Origin of the sequence: Streptomyces sp. SDT5-1, assembly GCF_052245995.1 — a bacterium.
GTDB lineage: Bacteria > Actinomycetota > Actinomycetes > Streptomycetales > Streptomycetaceae > Streptomyces.
Map to the genome: position 1 here is coordinate 3,079,150 of NZ_CM125963.1, position 23,161 is coordinate 3,102,310.

At 72.2% G+C, this 23,161-nt stretch carries 16 protein-coding genes, 3 tRNA genes and 1 pseudogene; 12 read left to right on the forward strand and 8 right to left on the reverse strand.

The genetic code is table 11. The features are described from left to right. Positions 1 to 6 precede the first annotated feature (6 nt). The 5 genes from ACTWJ8_RS14425 to ACTWJ8_RS14445 all read left to right on the forward strand — a co-directional run bounded on the left by ACTWJ8_RS14425 (position 7) and on the right by ACTWJ8_RS14445 (position 4,063). Positions 7 to 921 (forward strand): hypothetical protein, encoded by a 915-nt coding sequence (locus ACTWJ8_RS14425; protein WP_356377273.1) that lies wholly within the window; start codon positions 7 to 9, stop codon positions 919 to 921. Beyond that, complete coding sequence (locus ACTWJ8_RS14430; protein WP_356377271.1) at positions 911 to 1,147, forward strand: Trm112 family protein; 237 nt, start codon at positions 911 to 913, stop codon at positions 1,145 to 1,147. Before ACTWJ8_RS14425 ends, ACTWJ8_RS14430 begins: the two co-directional genes overlap by 11 nt. Further along, on the forward strand, positions 1,144 to 1,977 hold the full coding sequence (locus tag ACTWJ8_RS14435) for an FkbM family methyltransferase (RefSeq protein WP_356377268.1): 834 nt from the start codon (positions 1,144 to 1,146) through the stop codon (positions 1,975 to 1,977). The genes ACTWJ8_RS14430 and ACTWJ8_RS14435 overlap by 4 nt, the downstream gene beginning before the upstream one ends. Further along, positions 1,949 to 2,539 carry a hypothetical protein gene (locus tag ACTWJ8_RS14440; protein ID WP_443264036.1) on the forward strand — a complete coding sequence of 197 codons (591 nt, stop codon included), beginning with the start codon at positions 1,949 to 1,951 and terminating at the stop codon, positions 2,537 to 2,539. The genes ACTWJ8_RS14435 and ACTWJ8_RS14440 overlap by 29 nt, the downstream gene beginning before the upstream one ends. 486 nt (positions 2,540 to 3,025) lie before the next feature. Continuing rightward, positions 3,026 to 4,063 (forward strand): rod shape-determining protein, encoded by a 1,038-nt coding sequence (locus ACTWJ8_RS14445; protein WP_356377262.1) that lies wholly within the window; start codon positions 3,026 to 3,028, stop codon positions 4,061 to 4,063. A 127-nt stretch (positions 4,064 to 4,190) separates the two neighbouring features. On the opposite strand, the gene ACTWJ8_RS14450 is transcribed toward ACTWJ8_RS14445, so the two are convergent. The 3 genes from ACTWJ8_RS14450 to ACTWJ8_RS14460 form a co-directional block, all read right to left on the reverse strand. Then, positions 4,191 to 4,264, reverse strand: a tRNA-Ile gene (locus ACTWJ8_RS14450). Between the two features lie 176 nt (positions 4,265 to 4,440). Continuing rightward, positions 4,441 to 4,513 (reverse strand) — tRNA-Asn (locus ACTWJ8_RS14455). Positions 4,514 to 4,518: 5 nt separating this feature from the next. Then, positions 4,519 to 4,591 (reverse strand) — tRNA-Asn (locus ACTWJ8_RS14460). 179 nt (positions 4,592 to 4,770) lie between these two features. Here ACTWJ8_RS14460 and ACTWJ8_RS14465 point away from each other — a divergent pair. The 4 genes from ACTWJ8_RS14465 to ACTWJ8_RS14480 all read left to right on the forward strand — a co-directional run bounded on the left by ACTWJ8_RS14465 (position 4,771) and on the right by ACTWJ8_RS14480 (position 10,365). Beyond that, the gene (locus ACTWJ8_RS14465) at positions 4,771 to 5,082 is read left to right on the forward strand and encodes a YtxH domain-containing protein (protein WP_356377259.1); all 312 of its coding nucleotides are present in this window, start codon (positions 4,771 to 4,773) and stop codon (positions 5,080 to 5,082) included. 39 nt (positions 5,083 to 5,121) lie between these two features. Continuing rightward, the gene (locus ACTWJ8_RS14470; protein ID WP_356377256.1) at positions 5,122 to 6,552 is read left to right on the forward strand and encodes a xylulokinase; all 1,431 of its coding nucleotides are present in this window, start codon (positions 5,122 to 5,124) and stop codon (positions 6,550 to 6,552) included. Positions 6,553 to 6,697: 145 nt separating this feature from the next. Then, complete coding sequence (locus ACTWJ8_RS14475; RefSeq protein ID WP_356377254.1) at positions 6,698 to 8,437, forward strand: ABC transporter ATP-binding protein; 1,740 nt, start codon at positions 6,698 to 6,700, stop codon at positions 8,435 to 8,437. Further along, positions 8,437 to 10,365, forward strand: a complete 1,929-nt coding sequence (locus ACTWJ8_RS14480) for an ABC transporter ATP-binding protein (protein WP_356377251.1) — start codon at positions 8,437 to 8,439, stop codon at positions 10,363 to 10,365. The genes ACTWJ8_RS14475 and ACTWJ8_RS14480 overlap by 1 nt, the downstream gene beginning before the upstream one ends. Before the next feature lie 85 nt (positions 10,366 to 10,450). On the opposite strand, the pseudogene ACTWJ8_RS14485 reads toward ACTWJ8_RS14480, so the two are convergent. The 5 genes and pseudogenes from ACTWJ8_RS14485 to ACTWJ8_RS14505 all read right to left on the reverse strand — a co-directional run bounded on the left by ACTWJ8_RS14485 (position 10,451) and on the right by ACTWJ8_RS14505 (position 17,412). Next, positions 10,451 to 11,714: pseudogene (locus tag ACTWJ8_RS14485) on the reverse strand (RNA polymerase sigma factor). Between the two features lie 149 nt (positions 11,715 to 11,863). Further along, positions 11,864 to 13,771 (reverse strand): DNA primase, encoded by a 1,908-nt coding sequence (gene dnaG, locus ACTWJ8_RS14490; protein ID WP_356377245.1) that lies wholly within the window; start codon positions 13,769 to 13,771, stop codon positions 11,864 to 11,866. 34 nt (positions 13,772 to 13,805) lie between these two features. Then, positions 13,806 to 15,071 carry an NAD(P)/FAD-dependent oxidoreductase gene (locus ACTWJ8_RS14495; protein WP_356377242.1) on the reverse strand — a complete coding sequence of 422 codons (1,266 nt, stop codon included), beginning with the start codon at positions 15,069 to 15,071 and terminating at the stop codon, positions 13,806 to 13,808. Positions 15,072 to 15,149: 78 nt separating this feature from the next. After that, the gene (locus ACTWJ8_RS14500) at positions 15,150 to 16,490 is read right to left on the reverse strand and encodes a deoxyguanosinetriphosphate triphosphohydrolase (protein ID WP_443264037.1); all 1,341 of its coding nucleotides are present in this window, start codon (positions 16,488 to 16,490) and stop codon (positions 15,150 to 15,152) included. 46 nt (positions 16,491 to 16,536) lie between these two features. Then, a complete protein-coding gene (locus ACTWJ8_RS14505; RefSeq protein WP_443264038.1) occupies positions 16,537 to 17,412 on the reverse strand; it encodes a sirohydrochlorin chelatase in 876 nt (291 codons plus the stop codon). Between the two features lie 712 nt (positions 17,413 to 18,124). Here ACTWJ8_RS14505 and ACTWJ8_RS14510 point away from each other — a divergent pair. The 3 genes from ACTWJ8_RS14510 (at position 18,125) to ACTWJ8_RS14520 (ending at position 23,010) form a co-directional block, all read left to right on the forward strand. Then, a complete protein-coding gene (locus ACTWJ8_RS14510) occupies positions 18,125 to 18,745 on the forward strand; it encodes a SanA/YdcF family protein (protein ID WP_443264039.1) in 621 nt (206 codons plus the stop codon). Between the two features lie 78 nt (positions 18,746 to 18,823). After that, positions 18,824 to 20,917 carry a molybdopterin oxidoreductase family protein gene (locus ACTWJ8_RS14515; RefSeq protein WP_443264040.1) on the forward strand — a complete coding sequence of 698 codons (2,094 nt, stop codon included), beginning with the start codon at positions 18,824 to 18,826 and terminating at the stop codon, positions 20,915 to 20,917. Positions 20,918 to 21,432: 515 nt separating this feature from the next. After that, entirely contained in the window at positions 21,433 to 23,010 is a 1,578-nt protein-coding gene (locus ACTWJ8_RS14520; RefSeq protein WP_443264888.1) for a M4 family metallopeptidase, read from the forward strand. Positions 23,011 to 23,161 lie beyond the last annotated feature (151 nt).

Sequence of the window (23,161 nt, forward strand, 5' to 3'; positions counted from 1 at the left end):
CCGGCGATGCCCGCCGTGGCATGGGGAGTCGGCGCGGCACTGCTCGCCAACACGCTCTACAGCGTCGGCTTCGTCCTGGAGAAGCGGGCCCTCACCCGGCTGCCCGAGGTGAGCGTGCGCCGCCCCGCGCACCTGCTGCGCCAAGTGGTGACGAGCCCGCTGTGGCTCGCCGGATCGATCGCGCTGGCCTCCGGCTTCGGCGCCCAGCTCGCCGTCTACCGCACGCTGCCCATCGCCGCCGCGCAGGGCATCTTCGTCTCCGGGCTCGTCCTGCTCCTGCTGCTGTCGGCCCGGCTCCTCGGCGAGCGCACATCGGGCCGCGAGCGGTACGCCATCGCGGCGATCCTGGCGGCGCTGCTCATGGTGGTGCTCTCGCTGCGGCAGGACACCGACGCCGTCGGCCGCGACTCGCCCGCGCCGCTCATCCTGATCGTGTGCGTGCCGTCGCTGGCCGCGGGCCTCTCCCTGTACGCCTCCGCGGAACGCCGTGCGCGCCACCGCCACCGGCAGCCGACGGCGGGCGTCGAGTACGGGGTCGCGGTGGGCCTGCTGTACGGGGTGAGCTCGCTCGCCATCAAGGGCGTGTCGGGGGTGCTGCCCGACGTCGCGGCGCTGTTCGCCTCCCCGTACCCGTATCTGCTGCTGTGCACGGGCGCCTGCGGCCTCGTCATGTCGCAGGCGGCCCTGCAACGCTGCCGCGCCTCGCTGATCGTCCCGGTGTGCACCACGGTGACCTGCCTGTTCACGGCGGTCCTCGGCACGCTCGCGTTCGGCGAGTCGCTCCCCCACGACCCGCTGCGCCTGGCCCTGCGCGTCGCGGGCACCGCCCTCGCCGTCGGGGTGCTCCTGCTGATGCCCAAGCACGACGCCCCGCCGGAACCCGCCACCGAACCAAGGGAGTTGCTCCCGCATGAACCCTGACGACCCGCTCCTGAAGATCCTCGCCTGCCCGCTCGACAAGGGCCCCCTGCTGCTCCTGCCGGAACCGGAGGACGGCGGCTGCCTCTACAACCCGCGGCTGCACCGCCGCTACCCCATCGTCGACGGCATCCCGCAGCTCCTTCCCTCGTCCGGCGAGCAGGTCCAGGAGAGCGAGCACGAACAGCTCCTGCACCGGGCCGAGCAGGCGAAACGGGCGCTCCCGTGACCACGCTCGCCGCCCGCGTCGCGCCCTGCCTGCCGGCCCGGCTGACCGCCGCGACGGCCCGCGCCCTGTACCCGCGCTTCGAGCCCGAGCTGACCCGGCTCGCCGACATGCTCCCGGCCGCGGGCGGCTGCCGCACGGCGGTCGACGTCGGCGGCTGGTACGGACCGTGGACCCACCGCCTCGCGGCCCGCGCCCGCCGCGTGATCACCCTGGAGCCGGTGCCGCACCTGGCCCGCGTGCTCGCCGCCTCGGCGCCCGCCAACGTCGAGGTCGTGCCCGCCGCCGCCAGCGACCGGGGCGGCACGGCGCCGCTGTGGCAGCCCCCGCGCGACGCCCGCGGCGAACGCGGCGTGTCCTCGCTCGTCCGCCGCGAGGGGCTGCACGCGCCGACCGGCCGCGAGGTGCCGTGCGTGACCCTCGACGAACTGGCGCTGCGCGGCGTCGACTTCATCAAGGTCGACGTGGACGGCGCGGAGCTGCGGGTGCTGCGCGGCGCCCGCACCCTCCTCGCCCAGGACCGCCCTGCGCTCTTCATCGAGCTGGAGACCCGCATCCAGCCGATCGCCCCTGTCGTCGACCACCTGCGCGCCCGCGGCTACGAGGGCTGGGTGCTGCCCGACACCGAGACCGACTGGCTGCCGCTGCCCGCCTACGATCTGGCGGCCCATCAGCGCGGCACCGCCCACATCGCCTCGCAGGGCCTGCTGCGCCGCGCCCTCACCCCGGCCGCCCGGCGCGCCCGCTACGTGAACTCGGTGCTCTTCCTGCCGGACGGGCGGGCCCCCGGCGGCGTACGCCACCATGGGGCGCATGCCAGGACGATCCGCTGAGCCCTTCACCCCGCTCGACTTCCAACTGGTCCTGCTGCGCCGCATGGCCGACCACAATCCGGAGCTCGTCGAGACCGCCCGCGCCGAGCTCGGCGTCTCCGTCGCCGACATGCGGGAGGCGAACCGCCGGTGGCAGGCGAAGCTGCACTCCCGCCACCCGCAGGCGGCCGTGTCCCGGTACTGCTCGGTGCTCGGCGCCCCGGAGCGGACGCTGCTGCGCAAGGTCGGCGACCTGGAGTGCGAGGCGCTGCTGTGGCCGGTGCCGCTCTGGCCCGACCTGCGTTTCGAGGTGCTGCTCGCGCCGACGGGCGGCGTCTGGAACGAGTGGCTGATCCGCGCGCCCGGCACCCCGGGTCCCGTCCTGCGCACGGTCGACGACCTGACGCCGTGGTCGTGCACGGTCGACGAGGCGGCCCGCGCCTTCGCCCCCGCCCGCCCCCTCGAAGGCTCGGCGCCGACCCGCTGGGGCCTGGCGTTCCGGGCCCCGGACGCGTCGGGAACCCCGCGCGAGGTGCGGGCGGAGTTCACATGGGGCCTGCTTCAGCGCTGGTACGAGGCGTAGGCCCGGCCGGGTCCGGCCTAGAACGCCGAAAACGAACAGGGGCGCAGTTGTTCCCTTGAACAGGTGATCGTCGCCCAGAAGTTTGCATCGGAACCGTGTGACCAACGATGCTTACGGTGCGCAAGCAACGGGCTGCAGACCGTAGCGACCGCATCGCGATGCACATCTCAAGTCCCAAGTCCCACATGCACTTTGCATCACCTGTGCACTTTGCATCATCGCTAGGAGAACGCGTCACATGAACGTCATCACCGACATCGTCGCCGGCCTCGCCCACTTCCTCGGCTGGCTGGTGTAACCCCGTCGGACTCCGACGCGGCGCCGCCTCCCCGTCCCACGGGAGGCGGCGCCTTCGCGTGTGCGCCTGGTGCGGCCGAACCCGCCCGGCCTACTCCAGCGAGCGCCCTCCCGCGCGCGACCGCAGGATGCCAGAAGGGTCGCCGTCCGGCGAGCCCACCACGGTCCGCGCTCTCGGGAGGATCTGCCATGACCGCCAGTCTGGAGCAGTTGCGCCGCTGCCACTTCGCCGTCGACCTGGGTGCCGCACGCACCCGTGTGTACGTGAAGGGCGAAGGCCTCGTCGTCGACGAACCCAGCGCCGCGGCGGTCAACACCCGCACCGGCGCCCTCATCGCGGTCGGTGACTTCGCCGAGAAGATGACGGGCCGCACCCCCGGCTACATCCGCGTCGTGCGCCCCGTCTCCGGCGGCACCGTCGTCGACATCGAGATGGCCCAGCGGATGCTCCGTCACCTGCTCGGCGACAAGCTCCGCCGCACCCTGCGCCGCAAGCCGCGGCTTCGCGCGGCCGCCGCCGTGCCGCACGACGCGGACCCGCTGGCCCAGCGCGCGGCCGTGGAGACCCTGGTCGGCCTCGGCGCCCGCCGCGTGGAGCTGGTCGACACCCTGATCGCGGCCGCGGTGGGCTGCGGCCTCCCGGTGGAGCAGCCCGAGGCCACGATGATCATCGTCTGCGGCGCGGCCACCACCCAGATCGCGGTCCTCTCGCTCGGCTCGATCGTGACGGCGGCCCGCATCCCGGTCGGCGGCGACGCCATCGACCACGCGGTGGTCCAGCACCTGCGCCAGCACCACGCCCTGATGCTGCCCTCCCAGTCGGTGCGCCCGCTCCAGCTCGCCCTGAGCGGCAACGGCCTCACCCCGCAGGGCCCCGAGCAGACCGAGATCCACGGCCGCGACGTGGCGACGGGCCTGGCCCGCTCGGTGCACGTCGACACCGCCGCCGTGCGCAGCGCGATCCACACGCCGCTGACGGCCGTGCTCGACGGCATCGGCCGGGTGCTGCGGGACTGCCCGCCGGACCTGGTCGCCGACCTCGCCGAGCGCGGCATCATGATGGTCGGCGGCTCGGCGCTGCTGCCCGGCCTCGACCAGATGCTGCGGAACGCGACGGGCGTCCCCGTGCACATCGCGGAGCGCCCCGACGTGTGCGCGGTGCGCGGCCTCGGCGAGATGCTCGAGGGCAGGATCCAGCCCTTGACGCTGAACCCGCTGGCGGACTGACCGTCCCCGTCCCCCTTGAACGACCCCTGTACGCCCCTGTACGACAGATGGCCCGTCACGGTCTCCGTGGCGGGCCATCGATGTACGTACGGGCTGCTCGCATCGTTTCTGCGTCGCGTACGCGCGGTGGGGCGGGTGGGACTCGAACCCACGGCCGACGGATTATGAGTCCGCTGCTCTAACCGGCTGAGCTACCGCCCCGTTTCGGCGTGGCGCGTACAAGTGTGCGCGCCGTCTGCCGCAGCATAGCCGCTCATACGATCTCCTGCCTCGGATGGTCCGGCTCTGCACGACCTTGAGGACTCCGCCCGCGCGCGGACGGTTCCACCAGGCACGAAAAAGCCCCCCGGAGTGGACTCCGGAGGGCTTGTTCACAGCTCTCCCGACTGGACTCGAACCAGTAACCTGCCGGTTAACAGCCGGCTGCTCTGCCAATTGAGCTACAGGAGACCGAGCTCCCCCGACTGGACTCGAACCAGTAACCTGCCGGTTAACAGCCGGCTGCTCTGCCAATTGAGCTACAGGGGAATGCCTCGTTGCTTCGAACGAACCCACCTGGGTACTTGCCAGGCGGCGCGCGCTCGCTGCGACACATACATTAGCGCAAGCAGGGGGGTGCTCCGCCAATCGGCCCCCCTCGGTGATCGACAAGTTCCACGACGACCGCATCGACCACGAATGCCTCGCTACGGAAAGGTGGCCGACCAATGCGCTATCGGCTCACATTCATCGCCGGTCTGGCCCTGGGTTACGTACTGGGCACCAGGGCAGGGCGGGAGCGCTACGAGAAGCTGAAGAAGTCCGCCCGGGAGATCGCCCAGAACCCCGCCGTGCGCAATACGGCGGAGACCGCCGCGCAGCAGACACGGACGGTCGCGGGCAAGGCCTTCCACTCGGTGAGCGAGAAGGTCGAGAGCAAGGTGCCCGACTCGGTCGCCGACCGGGTGCGCACGCTGCGCGAGCGCGGCGGCCCCGGCGAGGACGCCGCGACCGACGACTGGGGCACCAGTAACACCTGACGGCACGCGCGCCTCCGGCGGTACGGCAGAATTTCCGTCATGGGGATAGTCGCCGGGCTGGACAGTTCGCCCGAATTTACGCGCATTGTCGTTTGTGACGCCGACACCGGGGCCGTGCTGCGGCAGGGGTACGCCCCGCACCCGCTGGAGGCTCCGGAGGGCGGCGGCCGACCGTCCGACGTGGATCCCCAGGCGTGGCTGCTCTCACTCGGCGAGGCCGCCGGCGGCGGGCTGCTCGAGGGCGTACAGGCCATCGGGGTCTCCGCGCAGCAGAACACCGTGGTGCCGCTGGACGCGCAGGGCAACACCGTGCGCCCCGCCCTGGTCGGCGGGGACAAGCGGGCGCAGGTCGCCGCCGCCGACCTCGTCGACCGGCTCGGCTCCCGCGAGGCGTGGGCCGAGGCGGTCGGGAGCGTGCCGCAGGCGGCGCTGCCGGTGGCCAAGCTGCGCTGGCTGGCCCGCACCGAGCCGGAGAACGCCGAGCGGGTGGCCTCCCTCATGCAGGCCCACGACTGGCTGGTCTGGCAGCTGCTCGGCCGCCCCGCGCGCCGCACCACCGACCGCGGCGGCGCCTCGAGCACCGGGTACTGGTCGGCGGCGGGCGCCGTGTGGCGGCCCGATCTGGTGGAGCTCGCGCTCGGGCACCAGGTGGCGCTGCCGGAGGTGATCGGCCCCGGCGAGGCGGCCGGGCGCACCCCCGAGGGCCTGGTGATCTCGGCCGGTACCGGGGAGACGATGGCCGCCGCGTTCGGCCTCGGCGTGCAGTCGGGCGACGCCGTGGTCTCGCTCGGGGCCTCCGGGTCCGTGATGGCCGTGCACCACGAGGCGCTCGTCGACTCCAGCGGTTCCATCACCTCGCTCGCCGACGCGACCGGCATGCACCTGCCCGTGGTGCACACGGCGAACGCGGTACGGGCGCTGCGCGGCACGGTCGACATGCTGGGGCTCGACGGCAGTCTGGAGGAGCTGTCGGAGCTGGCCATGAAGTCGACGCCGGGCGCCCACGGTCTCGTACTGCTGCCCTATCTGGAGGGCGAGAAGACGCCGAACCTGCCGCACACCGCGGGCACGTTGAGCGGGCTGCGGCGCGAGTCGATGAAGCCGGAGCATCTGGCGCGGGCCGCGTTCGAGGGCATGCTGTGCGGGCTCGCGGACGCGATGGACGTGCTGCGCGGGCGTGGCGTGGAGATCCGGCGGGTGTTCCTGCTGGGCGCGGCGGCCGAACTGCCGGCGGTGCAGAGCGTGGCGCCGCCCCTGTTCGAGGCGCAGGTCGTGGTGCCGCAGCCCGCGGACTACGCGGCGATCGGCGCGGCGCGACAGGCGGCGTGGGCGCTGAACGGGCAGCTGCCGCAGTGGCAGGGCGCGGCCGCCCAGGTCTTCGAGCCGGGCGACGAACTGCCGGTCGGCGGGGCCGTGCGGCAGCAGTACCGGGCCGTGCGGGAGCAGATCCACCCCGGCGCTTTTGCCTGAGACTTGGTTAATTCGGTTGAGGTAACGCGGGTGGAGTGTCCGACGATAGGGGTCCATGCGTACGTCGCCCTCGGGCGGCGCGCGCGTCGATCCCCCTCCCCGGACACCGCTCCTCCCACTACCGCCGACCACCGAGAGACCGAGCGTGCTCATAAGACTTCTGCGGACCCATCTCAGTCCGTACAAGAAACCCATCGGGCTGCTGGTGCTGCTCCAGTTCCTGCAGACCTGTGCCTCGCTGTATCTGCCCACTCTGAACGCCGACATCATTGACAACGGTGTCGTGAACGGCGACACCGGCTACATCCTCGAGTACGGCGCCCTGATGCTCGGCGTCACCGTCGCGCAGGTGGTGTGCAACATGGGGGCCGTGTTCTACGGCGCCCGCACCGCCGCCGCGCTGGGCCGCGACGTCCGGGCCGGGATCTTCGACCGGGTGCAGTCCTTCTCCGCGCGTGAGGTCGGCCAGTTCGGGGCGCCCTCGCTGATCACCCGGACCACGAACGACGTGCAGCAGGTCCAGATGCTGGCCCTGATGACGTTCACGCTGATGGTGTCGGCGCCGATCATGTGCGTCGGTGGCGTCGTCATGGCCCTCGGGCTCGACGTGCCGCTGTCCGGAGTGCTGCTCGCGGTGCTGCCGGTGATGGCGATCGTGCTGTCCCTGATCATCCGTAGGATGCGGCCGCTGTTCCGGTCCATGCAGGTGAAGCTGGACACCGTGAACCGGGTGCTGCGCGAGCAGATCACCGGCAACCGCGTGATCCGCGCCTTCGTCCGGGACGACTTCGAGAAGGGCCGCTTCGGCGGGGCGAACCGGGATCTGACCGAGACCTCCCTCGCGACCGGCCGGATCATGGCGCTGATGTTCCCGTTCGTGATGACGATCGTGAATGTCGCGTCCATCGCCGTCGTCTGGTTCGGCGCGCACCGCATCGACAGCGGCGGCATGCAGATCGGTGACCTGACCGCGTTCCTCGCGTATCTGATGCAGATCGTGATGAGCGTGATGATGGCCACGTTCATGTTCATGATGGTGCCGCGCGCCGAGGTCTGCGCCGAGCGCATCCAGGAGGTCCTGACGACAGAGACCAGCGTCGTGCCGCCGTCGGAGAAGGCGGTCGTGCGCGAGCTGCGCCGCCGCGGCCACCTGGAGATCCGGGGCGCCGACTTCGGCTATCCGGGCGCCGAGGAGCCCATCCTGCGCGGCATCGACCTGGTCGCGCTGCCCGGCGAGACGACCGCGATCATCGGCTCCACCGGCAGCGGCAAGTCGACTCTGCTGGGTCTCGTACCGCGGCTCTACGACACCACCGCCGGGTCCGTGTACGTCGACGGGGAGGACGTGCGCACGCTCGACCCGGACCTGATGGCGAAGACCGTCGGCCTTGTGCCGCAGCGCCCGTACCTCTTCTCCGGGACCGTCGCGAGCAATCTGCGCTACGGGCGGCCCGACGCCACCGACGAGGAACTGTGGCACGCCCTTGAGGTGGCGCAGGCCAAGGACTTCGTCAGCAAGCTGGAGGGCGGGCTCGAGGCGCCCATCACCCAGGGCGGCACGAACGTCTCCGGCGGCCAGCGCCAGCGTCTCGCCATCGCGCGCACGCTCGTGCAGCGGCCCGAGATCTACCTGTTCGACGACTCGTTCTCCGCGCTCGACTACGCGACCGACGCCGCGCTGCGCCGCGCGCTCGGCGCCGAGACGGCCGAGTCGACGGTGGTGATCGTCGCCCAGCGCGTGGCCACCATCCGCGACGCCGACCGGATCGTCGTCCTCGACGAGGGCCGGGTCGTCGGCACCGGACGCCACCACGAGCTGATGGCGGACAACGAGACGTACCGGGAGATCGTCCTCTCCCAGCTGACGGAAGCGGAGGCCGCCTGATGAGTGGGCCCATGGGGCGGATGGCCGGGGCCGGTGCGCCCGGCTCGCGGTCGATGGACTTCAAGGGGTCGGGCAAGCGACTCCTCAAGCGGCTCACCGTGCACCGCGCCGCGGTGACCGGGGTGCTGGTCGCGATCGTGATCGGCGTGGGCCTCTCGGTGGTCGGGCCGAAGATCCTCGGTCGCGCGACCGACCTGCTGTTCGGCGGCGTCATCGGCGGGCAGATGCCGGCGGGACAGACCAAGGAACAGGTGATCGAGGGCCTGCGGGCCAAGGGGGACAGCGGCGTCGCCGACATGCTCGGCAGCGTCGACTTCACGCCGGGACAGGGCGTCGACTTCGGCGCGATCGGCGAGGTGCTGCTGCTCGGGCTCGCCGTGTTCGCCTGCGCCGGCCTGGCGATGATGGTCGGCACCCGGCTCGCCAACCGGGTGATCAACCTGGCGGTGGCGCGGCTGCGCGGCGACCTCCAGTCGAAGCTCTCCCGCCTCCCGCTGTCGTACTACGACCAGCAGAAGCGCGGCGAGGTGCTGAGCCGGGCGACCAACGACATCGACAACCTCGGCCAGACGCTGCAGCAGACGATGGGGCAGATGCTCAACTCGCTGCTCACGATCATCGGCGTGCTCGCCATGATGTTCTGGATCTCGTGGCTGCTCGCGCTGGTCGCGCTCGTCACGGTGCCGCTCTCGGTGGTCGTCGCGGCGAAGGTCGGCAAGCGGGCGCAGCCGCAGTTCGTGCAGCAGTGGCGGGCGACCGGCGCGCTGAACGCGCACGTCGAGGAGATGTACACCGGCCACAACCTGGTGAAGGTGTTCGGCCGTCAGAAGGAGTCGGCCGAACAGTTCGCCGAGCAGAACGAGGAGCTGTACCAGGCCTCGTTCAAGGCCCAGTTCAACAGCGGGATCATGCAGCCGCTGATGTTCTTCATCTCGAACCTGAACTATGTGCTGGTTGCCGTCGTGGGCGGTCTTCGGGTGGCGAGCGGTTCGCTGTCCATCGGTGACGTCCAGGCGTTCATCCAGTACTCGCGGCAGTTCTCGATGCCGCTGACGCAGGTCGCGTCGATGGCGAACCTCGTGCAGTCGGGTGTGGCGAGCGCCGAGCGGATCTTCGAACTCCTCGACGCGGAGGAGCAGTCGGCCGACCCGGTGCCGGCCGAGAAGCCGGACCACTTGCGCGGGCACGTCGAGTTCGAGCACGTGGCCTTCCGCTACGAGGAGGACAAGCCGCTCATCGAGGACCTGTCGCTGACCGCCGACCCCGGCCACACGGTCGCGATCGTCGGCCCGACCGGCGCGGGCAAGACCACCCTCGTCAATCTGCTGCTCCGGTTCTACGAGGTGACGGGCGGGCGCATCACGCTCGACGGCGTCGACATCGCGAAGATGTCCCGGGACGAGCTGCGCTCCGGGATCGGCATGGTCCTCCAGGACACCTGGCTGTTCGGCGGGACCATCGCGGAGAACATCGCGTACGGCGCGCCGAAGGAGGTCACCCGCGAGGAGATCGAGGAGGCGGCGAGGGCCGCGCACGCCGACCGGTTCATCCGCACGCTGCCGGACGGGTACGACACCGTGCTCGACGACGAGGGCACGGGCGTCAGTGCCGGTGAGAAGCAGCTCATCACCATCGCGCGGGCGTTCCTGTCCGACCCGGTGATCCTGGTGCTCGACGAGGCGACGTCGTCCGTCGACACACGTACCGAGGTGCTGATCCAGAAGGCGATGGCGCGGCTGGCCGCCGGGCGTACGTCGTTCGTGATCGCGCACCGGCTCTCGACGATCCGGGACGCGGACACGATTCTCGTGATGGAGAACGGGGCGATCGTGGAGCAGGGCTCGCACGACGCGCTGGTCGCCTCCGGCGGGGCGTATCAGCGCCTGTACGAGGCCCAGTTCGCGCAGGCGGTCGCCGAGGTGGATTGATTCTGGTGCCCAGCCGGGGTTGCGGTCGCGGGGCTCTGCCCCGGGCCCCGCGCCTCAATCACCGGCGGGGCTCGAACGGGTGGATTCAGTCCAGGTAACCCCGCAGCTGATCCGCGAACGCGTGGTCGCGGAGCTTGTTCAGGGTTTTCGACTCGATCTGGCGGATGCGCTCCCGCGTCACACCGAAGATGCGGCCTATCTCCTCCAGGGTGCGGGGGCGGCCGTCGGCGAGCCCGTAACGGAGCTGGACCACCTTGCGCTCGCGCTCGCCGAGCGTGGAGAGCACCGCCTCCAGGTGCTCGCGCAGCAACAGGAACGCGGCCGATTCGACGGGGCTTGTGGCGTCGCCGTCCTCGATGAGGTCGCCGAGCGCGACGTCGTCCTCCTCGCCGACGGGGGCGTGCAGCGAGACCGGCTCCTGGGCGAGCCGGAGGACTTCGCTGACCCGCTCGTGCGGCAGGTCGAGGTGGGCGGCGACCTCCTCGGGCGTCGGTTCGTAGCCGCGCTCCTGGAGCATGCGGCGCTGGACGCGGACGACCCGGTTGATCAGCTCGACGACGTGCACGGGGACGCGGATGGTGCGGGCCTGGTCGGCGAGGGCGCGGCTCATGGCCTGCCGGATCCACCAGGTGGCGTACGTCGAGAACTTGTAGCCGCGGGCGTAGTCGAACTTCTCGACGGCGCGGATCAGGCCGAGATTGCCCTCCTGCACCAAGTCGAGCATGGTCAGGCCGCGGCCCACGTAGCGCTTGGCGACGGAGACGACCAGGCGCAGGTTCGCCTCGATGAGGCGGCGCTTGGCCATCCGGCCCATGACGACCAGCCGGTCCAGGTCGAGGGCGAGCTGGGAGTCGAGGTCGGGGGCGTGCGCGAGCTTCTCCTCTGCGAACAGGCCCGCCTCGACGCGCCGCGCGAGGTCCACTTCCTCGGCGGCGGTGAGCAGCGGGATGCGGCCGATCTCGCGCAGGTACTGGCGGAACAGGTCGGACGACGGTCCCGCGCCTTCCGTGCGGGCGCCGCGCACCGGCTCCGGCGGGTCCTCCGGCTCGGTCCCGGTCTCCGGGTGGTGGGCCGCGCGGCTCTGCGCGGGGACCGAGGCCAGCACGTCGCCCGCGTCGCCCCGCGGAGCGGCTTCGGGATCCGCGAGGGCGGCCTGCGCTGTGCTGTCGCTCTGGGTGAGGGTCTGGGTCTGCACGGGGGCGACCTCCAAAGTGATCGCATCTGAGGCGTGCGGCAGGGGGGGCGGGAACGGCGGCCACGCCGCTGTCCGTCCCGTACGCGATGAGCGGAACCGCGGGGGTGTCGGACCCGGTTTCCGGGCTCCGGCCGCGCTCCGAGGACTCAGGCACCGCAACCCAGTGTGGAGTACGACACAGTGCCGCCACGAGGGGCGTGCGTTGACTTTTTGAGTCCGGTGCGTGACCGAGCGGTTACCGTGTCGGTCGAGTGCCCCTCGTTCCCGCCCTCGAACGCCCACAAACGGCGCTTTGGTGTGCGCCTAGAGCGCGTCCGCACCCCGCTCGCGCAGGGCCTGGCCGTACTGCTGGAGGACCCACAACTCGTTCTGCACCGCGGCCAGTTGCTGCGGGTCGCCGCCCGCGCCGAGCCGGGTGAGCGTGCCCTGGACGTCGCGGATGCGGCGGTCGACGGCGCGCTTGCGGACCGTGACCAGCTGCTCCCCCGCGTACTGCTCGTCGACCGTCTTGCGGCGGATGGCCTCCACGGCCAGCTCCGTGACCATCGCCCGCACCGCGTCGTCCGGCGCCGCCTCGCGCACGGCGACCAGGTACTGCTGCGGGTCGTGGACGCCCTGCTCGGCGCCGCCCGCGTCGAGGATGGCCTGCCGCACGGCCGCGTACGGGTCGGCGGTGAACTCGTCGACCCCGTACGCGTCGAACGCCGGGGAGACCAACTGCGGGTACTGGAGCGCGAGTTTGAGCAGTTCGCGTTCGGTCGTGAACACCGGGTTGCGCAGGGTGAGCGCCGGGCCGCCGAAGGGCCGGGCCGTCGCGGTGGCGGGCGCGTCCTGCGGTCCGCCGCGTCCCGGGGCGGGCGCGGGACCGCGGCCGCCGCGCTCGCGGGCCCAGCGGGCGAGCTGCCCCACCCGCTTGACCACGAACTGCGTGTCGAGGATGCCGAGCATCCCCGCGAGCTGCACCGCGACCTCGTGCTGCGAGGCGCTGTTCTTGATCCGGGCGACGACGGGCGCCGCCTCGTCGAGCGCGGCGGCGCGGCCTGCCGGAGTCTCCAGGTCGTAGCGGGAGACGATCTGGCGGAGCGCGAACTCGAAGAGCGGCGTGCGCGGTTCGACCAGGTCGGAGACCGCGTCGTCGCCCTTGGCGAGGCGCAGCTCGCACGGGTCCATGCCGTCCGGCGCGATCGCGATGTACGTCTCGGCGGCGAACTTCTGGTCGTCCTCGAAGGCCCGCAGGGCCGCCTTCTGGCCGGCCGCGTCGCCGTCGAAGGTGAAGATCACCCGCGCCGAGCCGTTGTCCATCAGGAGGCGCCGGAGGATCTTGATGTGGTCGTTGCCGAACGCCGTGCCGCAGGTGGCGATGGCGGTGGTGACGCCGGCCAGGTGGCAGGCCATCACGTCCGTGTACCCCTCGACCACGACCGCGCGCGAGGACTTCGCGATGTCCTTCTTGGCGAGGTCGATGCCGTAGAGCACCTGCGACTTGCGGTAGATCGGCGTCTCGGGCGTGTTCAGGTACTTCGGCCCGTTGTCGTCCTCGCGCAGGCGGCGGGCGCCGAAGCCGACGACCTCGCCGCCGATGTCGCGGATCGGCCACATCAGACGGCCGCGGAACCGGTCGATGGGACCGCGGCGGCCCTCCTGGGAGAGCCCGGAGAGCAGGATCTCCTTGTCGCTGAAACCCTTGCCGCGCAGGAAGCGCGTCAGGTGGTCCCAGCCCGCCGGGCTGTAGCCGACGCCGAAGTGCTGCGCCGCGGCCTGGTCGAAGCCGCGCTCCGCGAGGAACTTCCGGCCGATCTCGGCCTCCGGCGACTCCAGCTGCTCGACGTAGAACTGCGCGGCGACCTTGTGCGCCTCGACCAGGCGGATGCGCTCGCCGCGCTGGTGGGTGGGGTTGTACCCGCCCTCCTCGTAGCGCAGCGTGATGCCCGCCTGACCGGCGAGGCGCTCCACCGCCTCGGAGAAGGAGAGGTGGTCGACCTTCATCACGAACGTGATGGTGTCGCCGCCCTCCTGGCAGCCGAAGCAGTGGAACAGGCCCTTGCTGGGGCTGACCTGGAAGGACGGGGACTTCTCGTCGTGGAACGGGCACAGGCCCTTGAGGTTTCCGCCGCCCGCGTTGCGCAGTTGCAGGTACTCGGACACCACGGCGTCGATCGGGACCGCGTCCCGAACCGCCTTCACGTCCTCGTCATTGATCCTGCCTGCCACGCGGCAATTCTACGGGTGCCCACCGACACGGCCGTCACTGCTCCACAAGATCACCCAACGGGACCGACGGGTCCGAGAGCCGCTCGACGTCCGGCCGCGCGCCCGACCTGATCAGGCGCTGGATCTGCTCCGTGACGTCCCACACATTCACGTTCATCCCCGCGAGGACCTGCCCGTCCTTCAGCCAGAACGCGATGAACTCGCGCTTGCCCGCGTCCCCGCGCAGCACCACCTGGTCGTACGAGCCGGGCGGCGCCCAGCCCGAGTACTCCAGGCCCAGGTCGTACTGGTCGGAGAAGAAGTACGGCACGCGGTCGTACGTGATCTCCTTGCCGAGCATGGCGCGGGCCGCGGCCGGGCCGCCGTTCAGCGCGTTCGCCCAGTGCTCCACGCGCAGCCGGTCCCCGAAGAGCGGGTGCTGGACCGCCGCCACGTCGCCCGCCGCGTAGATGTCGGGGTCGGAGGTGCGCAGCGTGGCGTCCACGGCGATGCCGCCGCCGTGCGCCCGGTCGGACAGCTCCAGGCCCGCCGCCTCGGCGAGCGCGGTGCGGGGCGCGGCGCCGATCGCGGCGAGCACGTCGTGCGCCGGGTGCTCCTCGCCGTCGTCGGTGAGGGCGGCGAGGACCATGCCGTCCTGTCCGGTGATCTCGGTGAGCCGCGCGCCGAAGTGGAAGCGGACGCCGTGGTCGCTGTGCAGGTCGGTGAAGATCTGGCCCAGTTCCGGGCCGAGCACGGAGTGCAGCGGCGTGGCCTCGGGCTCGACGATGGTGACCTCCGCCCCGTACTCGCGGGCGGCGGCGGCGACCTCGAGGCCGATCCAGCCGGCTCCGGCGATCACCAGATGCCCGTTGTCCCTGCCGAGCGAGGCCAGCACGTTCTTCAGGCGCTCGGCGTGGGCGAGGCGGCGCAGGTGGTGGACGCCGGCGAGGTGGGTGCCGGGGATGTCGAGACGGCGCGGCTCCGCGCCCGTGGCGAGCAGCAGCTTGTCGTAGCGGATCGCGGTGCCCTCGCCGAGCCGCACGGTCTTCTCGGCGCGGTCGATCGAGGTGACCGTCTGGCCGAGGTGCAGCTCGATGTCGTTGCTCGCGTACCAGGCCGGTTCGTGGACGAAGACGCTGTCGCGCTCCTCCTTGCCCTGGAGGTAGCCCTTCGACAAGGGCGGCCGTTCGTACGGGTGGTCCCGTTCGTCACCGATGAGGATCACTCGTCCGGTGAAGCCCTCCGAGCGCAGTGTCTCGGCGGTCTTGGCTCCTGCGAGCCCTCCCCCGACGATGACGAACGTCTGGTCCGCGTCGACCACTTGATGCCTCCTCATTGCCATGCCGTCATATGCGAGCGTCCCGCACGCAGCGTAATGCGGGAAGGGGGCGTGGCCCGATCAGGGCATCTTTTCGTCACGCCCAGTGGTCGCGTCTCCCCTGCCATGATCCCCGCCGCCGGTAAGCCGCGCGTGAAGGGATCTCGCCGAGGCATCGGTCAGCGAGGCGATCTGATCGACGATCACGCGCTTCTTCGTCCGGTCGTCGGGCGCGGCGTCGAACAGCGCGCGGAACTGCGGATCGAGTCCGTCGGGAGCGCGGGCCGTCAGCGCCTGCGCCAACTCGGCGACCACGATGCGCTGGTCGGCCCGCAGCCGCTCCTGCTGCGGCCGCTGCATCACGTACCGGTCGGCGACCGCCTTGAGCACCGCGCACTCGAACCGGGCGGCGCGCGGGACCACCAGCTCCGCCGCGTACCGGGTCAATCGGCCCGAGCCGTGTCTCGCGCGTGTCGCGCCCTCGGCGGCGAGGCAGAAGCGGCCGATGAGCTGGCTGGTCGCGTCCTTGAGGCGGGCCTGGGCGACCGCCGTCCCGTCGTAGCCGTGCGGCCACCACTCCTGGTCGAGGAGCCGGTCGAGGGCGGCGGCGAGCTCGGCGGGATCCGTGCCCTCCGGCACGTACCGCCCGATCGCCACCGCGAAGATGTCGGCGCGCTCGGGCTCGGCGTGCAGCACGTTCGGATCCAAGTGGCCCGCGTGCAGGCCGTCTTCGAGGTCGTGCACGGAGTACGCCACGTCGTCCGACCAGTCCATGACCTGCGCCTCGAAGCAGGTGCGGCGGGCGGGCGCCGCCTTCCTGACCCAGTCGAAGACCGGCCTGTCGTCCTCGTAGACCCCGAATTTCGGGGAGTCGGGGTCCGTGGGGTGCTCGCCGCGCGGCCACGGGTACTTCGTCGCGGCGTCCAGCGCGGCCCGCGTCAGATTCAGTCCTACGCTGGTCGGCTCGCCCGACTCGTCGTCGCGGACGAAGCGCTTGGGCTCGATGCGGGTGAGCAGGCGCAGCGACTGCGCGTTCCCCTCGAAGCCGCCGCAGTCCTCCGCCACCTCGTTCAGCGCCTGCTCGCCGTTGTGCCCGAACGGCGGGTGGCCCAGGTCGTGCGAGAGGCAGGCCGTCTCCACGAGGTCCGGGTCGCAGCCGAGCGCGGCGCCCAACTCCCGGCCCACCTGGGCGCATTCCAGGGAGTGCGTGAGCCGGGTGCGCGGGCTCGCGTCCCAGTGCCGGCTCCGCGTCCCCGGCGTGACGACCTGCGTCTTGCCCGCGAGGCGGCGCAGCGCGGACGAGTGCAGCACCCGGGCCCGGTCGCGCTGGAACGCCGTGCGCCCGGGGCGCTTGTCCGGCTCCGGGGCCCAGCGCTCGACCGCCGCCTCGTCGTACGTGTCACTGCCTGTGCTGGCTTCCATGACCCGACAGTACGGGCAGCCACCGACAACCGGGGCCGTGGACGGCTCAGACGGCGGCGGTCCGCGCCAAGTCGACGCGGCGCGGTGTGGCCGGGGCGTGGTCGTAGCGGTGCAGGACGAGGCGGGCCAGGGCGGGGTGGGTGCCGAGCGGGGCGGCGGCGATGCCGGGCGCGACGGCGGCGGACTCGGTGGCGAAGCGGCCGGGAGCGGTGAAGTAGGAGGCGACGGCGACCCGGTCGCGGCCTCGGGCGGCGAGGTCACGCACGGCCGTCGCGACGTCGGGCGTGGTCGCGGAGGCGTATCCGGGGACGACGGGGACGCCCAGGCGGTGGGCGAGGAGGGCGGCCGTGCGGCGGACGTCGACGGCGGCGTCCGGGTCGCGGGAGCCGGCGGCGGCGAGGACGACTCCGGTGCGGTCGCGGTCGCGGGCGGAGAGCCGTTCCGGCCAGCCGGCCTCGACGAGGCGGTCGTGCAGTGCCTCTACGAGGAGGGGGTGCGGGCCGAGCGGGTCGGCGACGCGGGTGCGCAGGTGCGGGGCGGCGGCCGCGGCGGCCGGGATGTCGTGCTTGACGTGGTGGCCCCGGGAGAGCAGCAGCGGGACAAGGACGGCGCGGCCGGGCGGCAGCGCGGCGAGCGTGTCGTCGAGGAGAGGTTCGTTCAGCTCGATGTGGCCGAGGCGGACGGTGCGTCCGGGGCGGTACGCGCGTATCCGCTCCGCGAGCGCCGTTACGGTGGCCAGGGCGCGGGGGTCGCGGCTGCCGTGGGCCACGAGGACGAGGGTGGGGGCGCGGAGCGGGGAGACGTGGCTGAGTCTGCTGCCGAGCTGGTCGCTGATCATGGTGAGAAGTCCCGCCGCCGTGCGTTCGGTGTGGTCGAGGTGGGTCGTGCGGAGGTCCGTCTGGCCGTACGACTCGTCCGTCATGGACCGACCGTGCCAGGTGGGGGTTGCCGTCCTGTTGCGCACCGGTGACGAGTGGTTGCCGGGGGTTCACGGGGTGCGCCGGCACGGGGTGAGCGCACCCCTCCGGGGCGGGACCTGCGGCGGGGCGGGCCCCGTCGCCCTGCTTGCGCGGCACCGGGGTTCGTCGCGCCACACCGGGGCCGGCCCTCATCGCTCATTGCGCGGCACCGGGGGGTTTTGCGTAGGCCGTGATCGATGCCTCCCGCAGGTGCAGCCTGCACCGTGCGCCGCCTTGCCCACCCTGCCGCCCAAGGCCGCAGATTGCCCAAGGCTGTGACGGCTAGCCGTAGCCGTTGCGGCACCCCGGGGGCCGACGCCCCCGGAGGGGGCGGGTGGGTGGGAAATTGGGCGGCGGAGTCAAGGGGCCAGGCCACGAGGGCCTGTGGGGACGGTGCGGGTAGGTAAATCGAGCCCCTGCGGTAATTGAGCAGTGGGGGCCGGGGCGGAGCCCCGAGGCGTCAACACCGGGGGCCTGTGGGGACGGGTGGGCCGATCGAGCCCCTGCGGCGATTGAGCAGTGGGGTTTGGGGCGGAGCCCCAAGGTGTGACGCCGGGGGCGGAGGAATGGTTGGGCGTGAACCGAGGGGTGGGGGTGGGGCGTCTCAGGGGTGGTGGTCGGTCGGATGCGGGGAGGGCATGGGTGCGGAATCGGCGGAGGTGGGTGCGGGTCGGCATGGCCGTTTGCACCGTTGCGTTGGTGCCGAGCACCTGGTTGCACGTGAGGGACGGGGAGCCGGTTCGTAGCGTGGGGGACGTGCCGCGCAGCGACGTCGGCGTCGTGTTCGGGGCGGGGTTGTGGGACGGGGAGCCGTCCCCATACCTGGCCCACCGCCTCGACACCGCGGCGGAGCTGTACCGCACCGGAAAGGTCCGCGTCCTCCTCGTGACCGGCGACAACAGCCGCGAGGAGTACGACGAGCCGGACGCCATGCGCACGTACCTGACCCGCCACGGCGTCCCGTCGAAGGCGATCGTCGGCGACTACGCGGGCTTCGACACCTGGGACTCGTGCGTCCGCGCCAAGAAGATCTTCGGCGTCGACCGTGCCGTCCTCGTCACCCAGGACTTCCACGCCCGCCGCGCCCTCGCCCTGTGCGAGGCCGCGGGCATCACCTCGTACGCCGTCGGGGTCACTGAGCCCCACGACGTGACCTGGTACGCGGGCGGCGCCAGGGAACTGTTCGCCGCGACGAAGGCAGCGCTGGACGTGACGCTGCGCCCCGATCCGCACTTCCTCGGCCCCCGCGAACCAGGCGTCCATGAGGCGCTCGGCGGGACCTCACGGTGGCCGTGAAGCGGGCGGGAGGGGCTCGTACCGGGGGTGTAACCGGGGGCGCGGGGGTCGGCAACACGGGGGGCGCACCCTCGGGGCATGCTCAACACCACGGTGACGCCCACCCACTGCCCGTACTGCGCCCTCCAGTGCGGCATGAACGTGCTGCCAGGTCCCGCGATCGAGGGCCGGCCGGAGTTCCCGGTCAACCAGGGGGCGCTGTGCGGCAAAGGGCAGAGCGCCGCGTCCGTGCTCGCTTCCGGTGTGCGGCTCACCGAGCCACTGGTGCGCGACCGGGCGACCGGCCGACTCACGCCCGCGACCTGGGACGACGCCCTTGACAGGGTCGCGGACGGGCTGGCACGCGCGCGTACCGGGCACGGAGCGGACGCGTGCGGTGTGTTCGGCGGCGGTGGCCTGACGAACGAGAAGGCGTACGCGCTGGGCAAGTTCGCACGGGTGGTGCTCGGCACGTCGCAGATCGACTACAACGGCCGTTTCTGCATGTCGTCGGCCGCGGCGGCGGGCCAGAAGGCGTTCGGGCTCGACCGCGGCCTGCCGTTCCCGCTGGCGGACATCCCGCGTACGGGCTGCGTGATCCTGGTCGGCTCGAACCTGGCCGAAACCATGCCGCCCGCCCTGCGCTACCTCACGGAGCTCAAGGCCAACGGCGGCACGCTGATCGTCATCGACCCGCGCCGCACCCGCACCGCGGACCAGGCCGACCTGCACCTCGCGCCCCGCCCCGGCACCGACCTGGCGCTCGCCCTCGGCATGCTGCACCTGGTGGTGGCGGAGGGCCGGGTCGACGAGGAGTACGTACGGGAGCGTACGCGCGGCTGGGAGGAGGCCAGGTCGGCGGCGATGGCGCACTGGCCGGAGTACGTGGAGCGGGTCACGGGCGTGCCGGTGCCGCAACTGCGGGAGGCCGTCGGCCTGTTCACGCGCGCCGAGCGGGCGATGGTGCTGACCGCGCGCGGGCCCGAGCAGCAGTCGAAGGGCACCGACACGGTCGGCGCGTGGATCAACCTGGCGCTCGCGACGGGGCGGCCGGGCCGGCCGTACTCCGGTTACGGGTGCCTGACCGGTCAGGGCAACGGGCAGGGCGGGCGCGAACACGGCCAGAAGGCCGACCAGTTGCCGGGCTACCGCAAGCTGACCGATCCGGCGGCGCGGGCGCACGTGGCGGAGATCTGGGGCGTGGATCCGGACACGTTGCCTGGTCCCGGGCGATCGGCGTACGAGCTGCTCGACGCGCTCGGCGGTGACATCAAGGCCCTGTTGCTGATGGGGTCGAACCCGGTCGTGTCGGCGCCGCGCGCGGCCCACGTCGAGTCCCGGATCCGGTCCCTCGACTTCCTGGCCGTCGCGGACGTCGTCCTCTCCGAGACCGCCGAACTCGCGGACGTGGTCCTGCCGGTGACGCAGTGGGCCGAGGAGACGGGCACGGTGACGAACCTGGAGGGGCGGGTGCTGCTGCGGCGGCAGGCACTGACGCCGCCGTCCGGGGTGCGTTCCGATCTGTACGTGCTGCGGGAGCTCGCGGCGCGGCTCGCGCCGGAGCGGGAGAAGGGGTTTCCGACGGACGCGGAGGAGGTGTTCGAGGAGTTGCGGCGGGCGTCGGCGGGTGGGCCCGCGGACTACTCGGGGATCAGCTACGAGCGCCTGTCGGCGGAGGACGGCGAGGGCGGAGGCGTCTTCTGGCCGTGCGCCGAGGATTCGTCCTCCGCCTCTGTCGGGACACCGCGGCTCTTCCTCGACCGGTTCGCCACGGAGGACGGGCGGGCGAGGTTCGTGCCGGTGGCGCATCGGGCGGCGGCGGAGGAGCCGGATGCGGAGTATCCGCTGTATCTGACGACGGGGCGGGTGCTGGCGCAGTACCAGTCGGGGGCGCAGACGCGGCGGGTGCCGGAGCTCAACAAGGCGGCGCCGGAGGCGTTCGTGGAGCTGCATCCGCGGCTCGCTGCGCGGCTCGGGGTGAGGGCGGGGGACGCGGTCGTGGTGACGTCCCGGCGAGGTCGGGCGGTGGCCCCGGCCCGTGTCACGTCCGCGATCCGTCCGGACACGCTCTTCATGCCCTTCCACTGGCCGGGCGAGGGCCGCGCCAACACCCTCACGAATCCTGCGCTCGACCCGACATCGCGCATGCCCGAATTCAAGGTGTGCGCGGTCCGTGCGGAGCGAGCCGGTTGACCGTTGCGCGACACCGTGGCGCCTGTGCTTTGCCGTGGCCGGCGCCCTCCGCGGGTTCGGCCCGCACCGTGGCTCCTGTGCTTTGCCTTGGTCGGCGCCCTCCGAGGGTTCGGCCCGCACCGGGGGCCGCCTTGCCCACCCTGCCGCCCTGGGCGGCAGATTGCCCAAGGCGCGTGCGGCTACCCGTAGCCGTTGCGGCACCCTGGGGTGGCGACGCCCCCGGAGGGGGCGGGGGGTGGGATCTTGGGCGGCGGCAGCGGCCGTAAGAGACCGGTGCGGGCAGGCAATTCAAGCCCCTGCGGCGCTTGAGCAGCGGGGGCCGGGGCGGAGCCCCGTGGCGTAGGGGCGGGTGGGCGGCGCACGCGGCGGGGCGGGGCCCCGGGTCACAACCGGCCCCCACCCCCGCTCCTTCACAGGTCCGACACCGCCGCCCCCTGGACCCCACTTGTCATGGACGCCTAAAACTGAATCACAGTCAGGACCCGCCGCTCGCCCCACCGTCCCCACGGAGCCGCCTGGTGAGATCCATACGCATACGGACCAGTACCCGCCTCACCACCCTGGTCACCCTCCTCGCCGCCGCCCTCACCCTCTCCCCCGCCGCGACGGCCGCCCCCTCCACCGCCTCCCCGGAGCGCACCTCCGTACGGGACGTGATCACCGACCCCGACGGCACCCGGCACACCCGCTACGACCGCACGTACGACGGACTCCCGGTCCTCGGCGGCGACTTCGTCGTCCACCGCGCCCCGGACGGCACCGTCCTGAGCACCGACCGCGCCGTCCCCGGCAGCGTCGCCGTCGCCTCCACCACGCCCCGCCTCTCCGCCCCGAAGGCCGCGGACCTCGCCGCGACGGTGCTGCGTTCCGCCAACCCCCGTACCGTGCTGCGCAACCTCGTGGCCAAGCCGCGACTCGTCGTGGACGCCCTGCACGGCGCCCCGAAGCTGGCGTGGCGCACCACGGCCGCCGCCCAGGACCCGCGCGGCAACCCCACGGCCCGTACGGTCCTCACGGACGCCACCACCGGTGCGCGGATCGACTCCTGGGACAGCCTGGAGACCGCGACGGCCACGGGTGAGGGGCGCTCGCTCTACTCCGGCACCGTCCCCCTCACCACCAGCACCGCATCGTCCGGCGGCTACCAGTTGAGCGACTCCACGCGCGGCGGCACCTACACCGGCGACGCCGCGAACAAGACCGACCTCTGCGTCCTCGGCATCTGCCTGGACCGCGCCCCCGCGAAGGTCTTCACGGACGCCGACAACCACTGGGGCACGGGCGAGGCGACCGACCGCGCCACGGCCGCCGTCGACGCCCAGTACGGCACCGACCGGACGTGGGACTACTACAAGGACGTGCACGGCCGCGAGGGGATCGCCGGTGACGGCAAGGGCTCGTACAACCGCGTCCACTACGGCAAGGACTACAACAACGCCTTCTGGGACGACAACTGCTTCTGCATGACGTACGGGGACGGCGACGGCAAGACGTTCGGTCCGCTGGTCGCCCTCGACGTCACGGGGCACGAGATGACCCACGGCGTCACCTCGTCCACCGCCGCCCTCACCTACTCCGGCGAGTCGGGCGGCCTCAACGAGGCGACGTCCGACATCTTCGGCACGCTCGTCGAGTTCCACGCGAACAACGCGTCCGACCCCGGCGACTGGCTGATCGGCGAGAAGATCGTCAAGCCGGGAGCCAATGCCACTGCCCTGCGTTACATGGACCGGCCGAGCCGGGACGGGAAGTCCGCCGACTGCTGGAGCTCGAAGGTCGGGGGCCTCGACGTGCACTACTCGTCGGGCGTCGCCAACCACTTCGCGTACCTGCTCGCGGAGGGCAGCGGCCCGAAGACGATCGGCGGCGTCCAGCACGACGGCGCGACCTGCGACAAGTCCACGCTCACCGGCATCGGCAAGGAGAAGCTCGGCAAGATCTGGTACCGCGCTCTGACCGTCTACATGACGTCGTCGACGGACTACAAGGGCGCGCGCACGGCGACCCTGAAGGCGGCCAAGGATCTGTACGGCGCGGACGGCAAGGAGTACGCGGCGGTGGCGGCCACCTGGTCGGCGGTGTCCGTGAACTGACCGGTCATCACCCGCACGCCACACCCGTCACCCGGTCGCACGCCTCCGGGACCCCGACGGGCACTTTCCGGCCGCTCCCCGTGTGACCTGCTGGAATGTGCCCGTCGGCCCGTCAGAAGCCCTTGTCGGCCAGGGCTCATGACCGGGCATC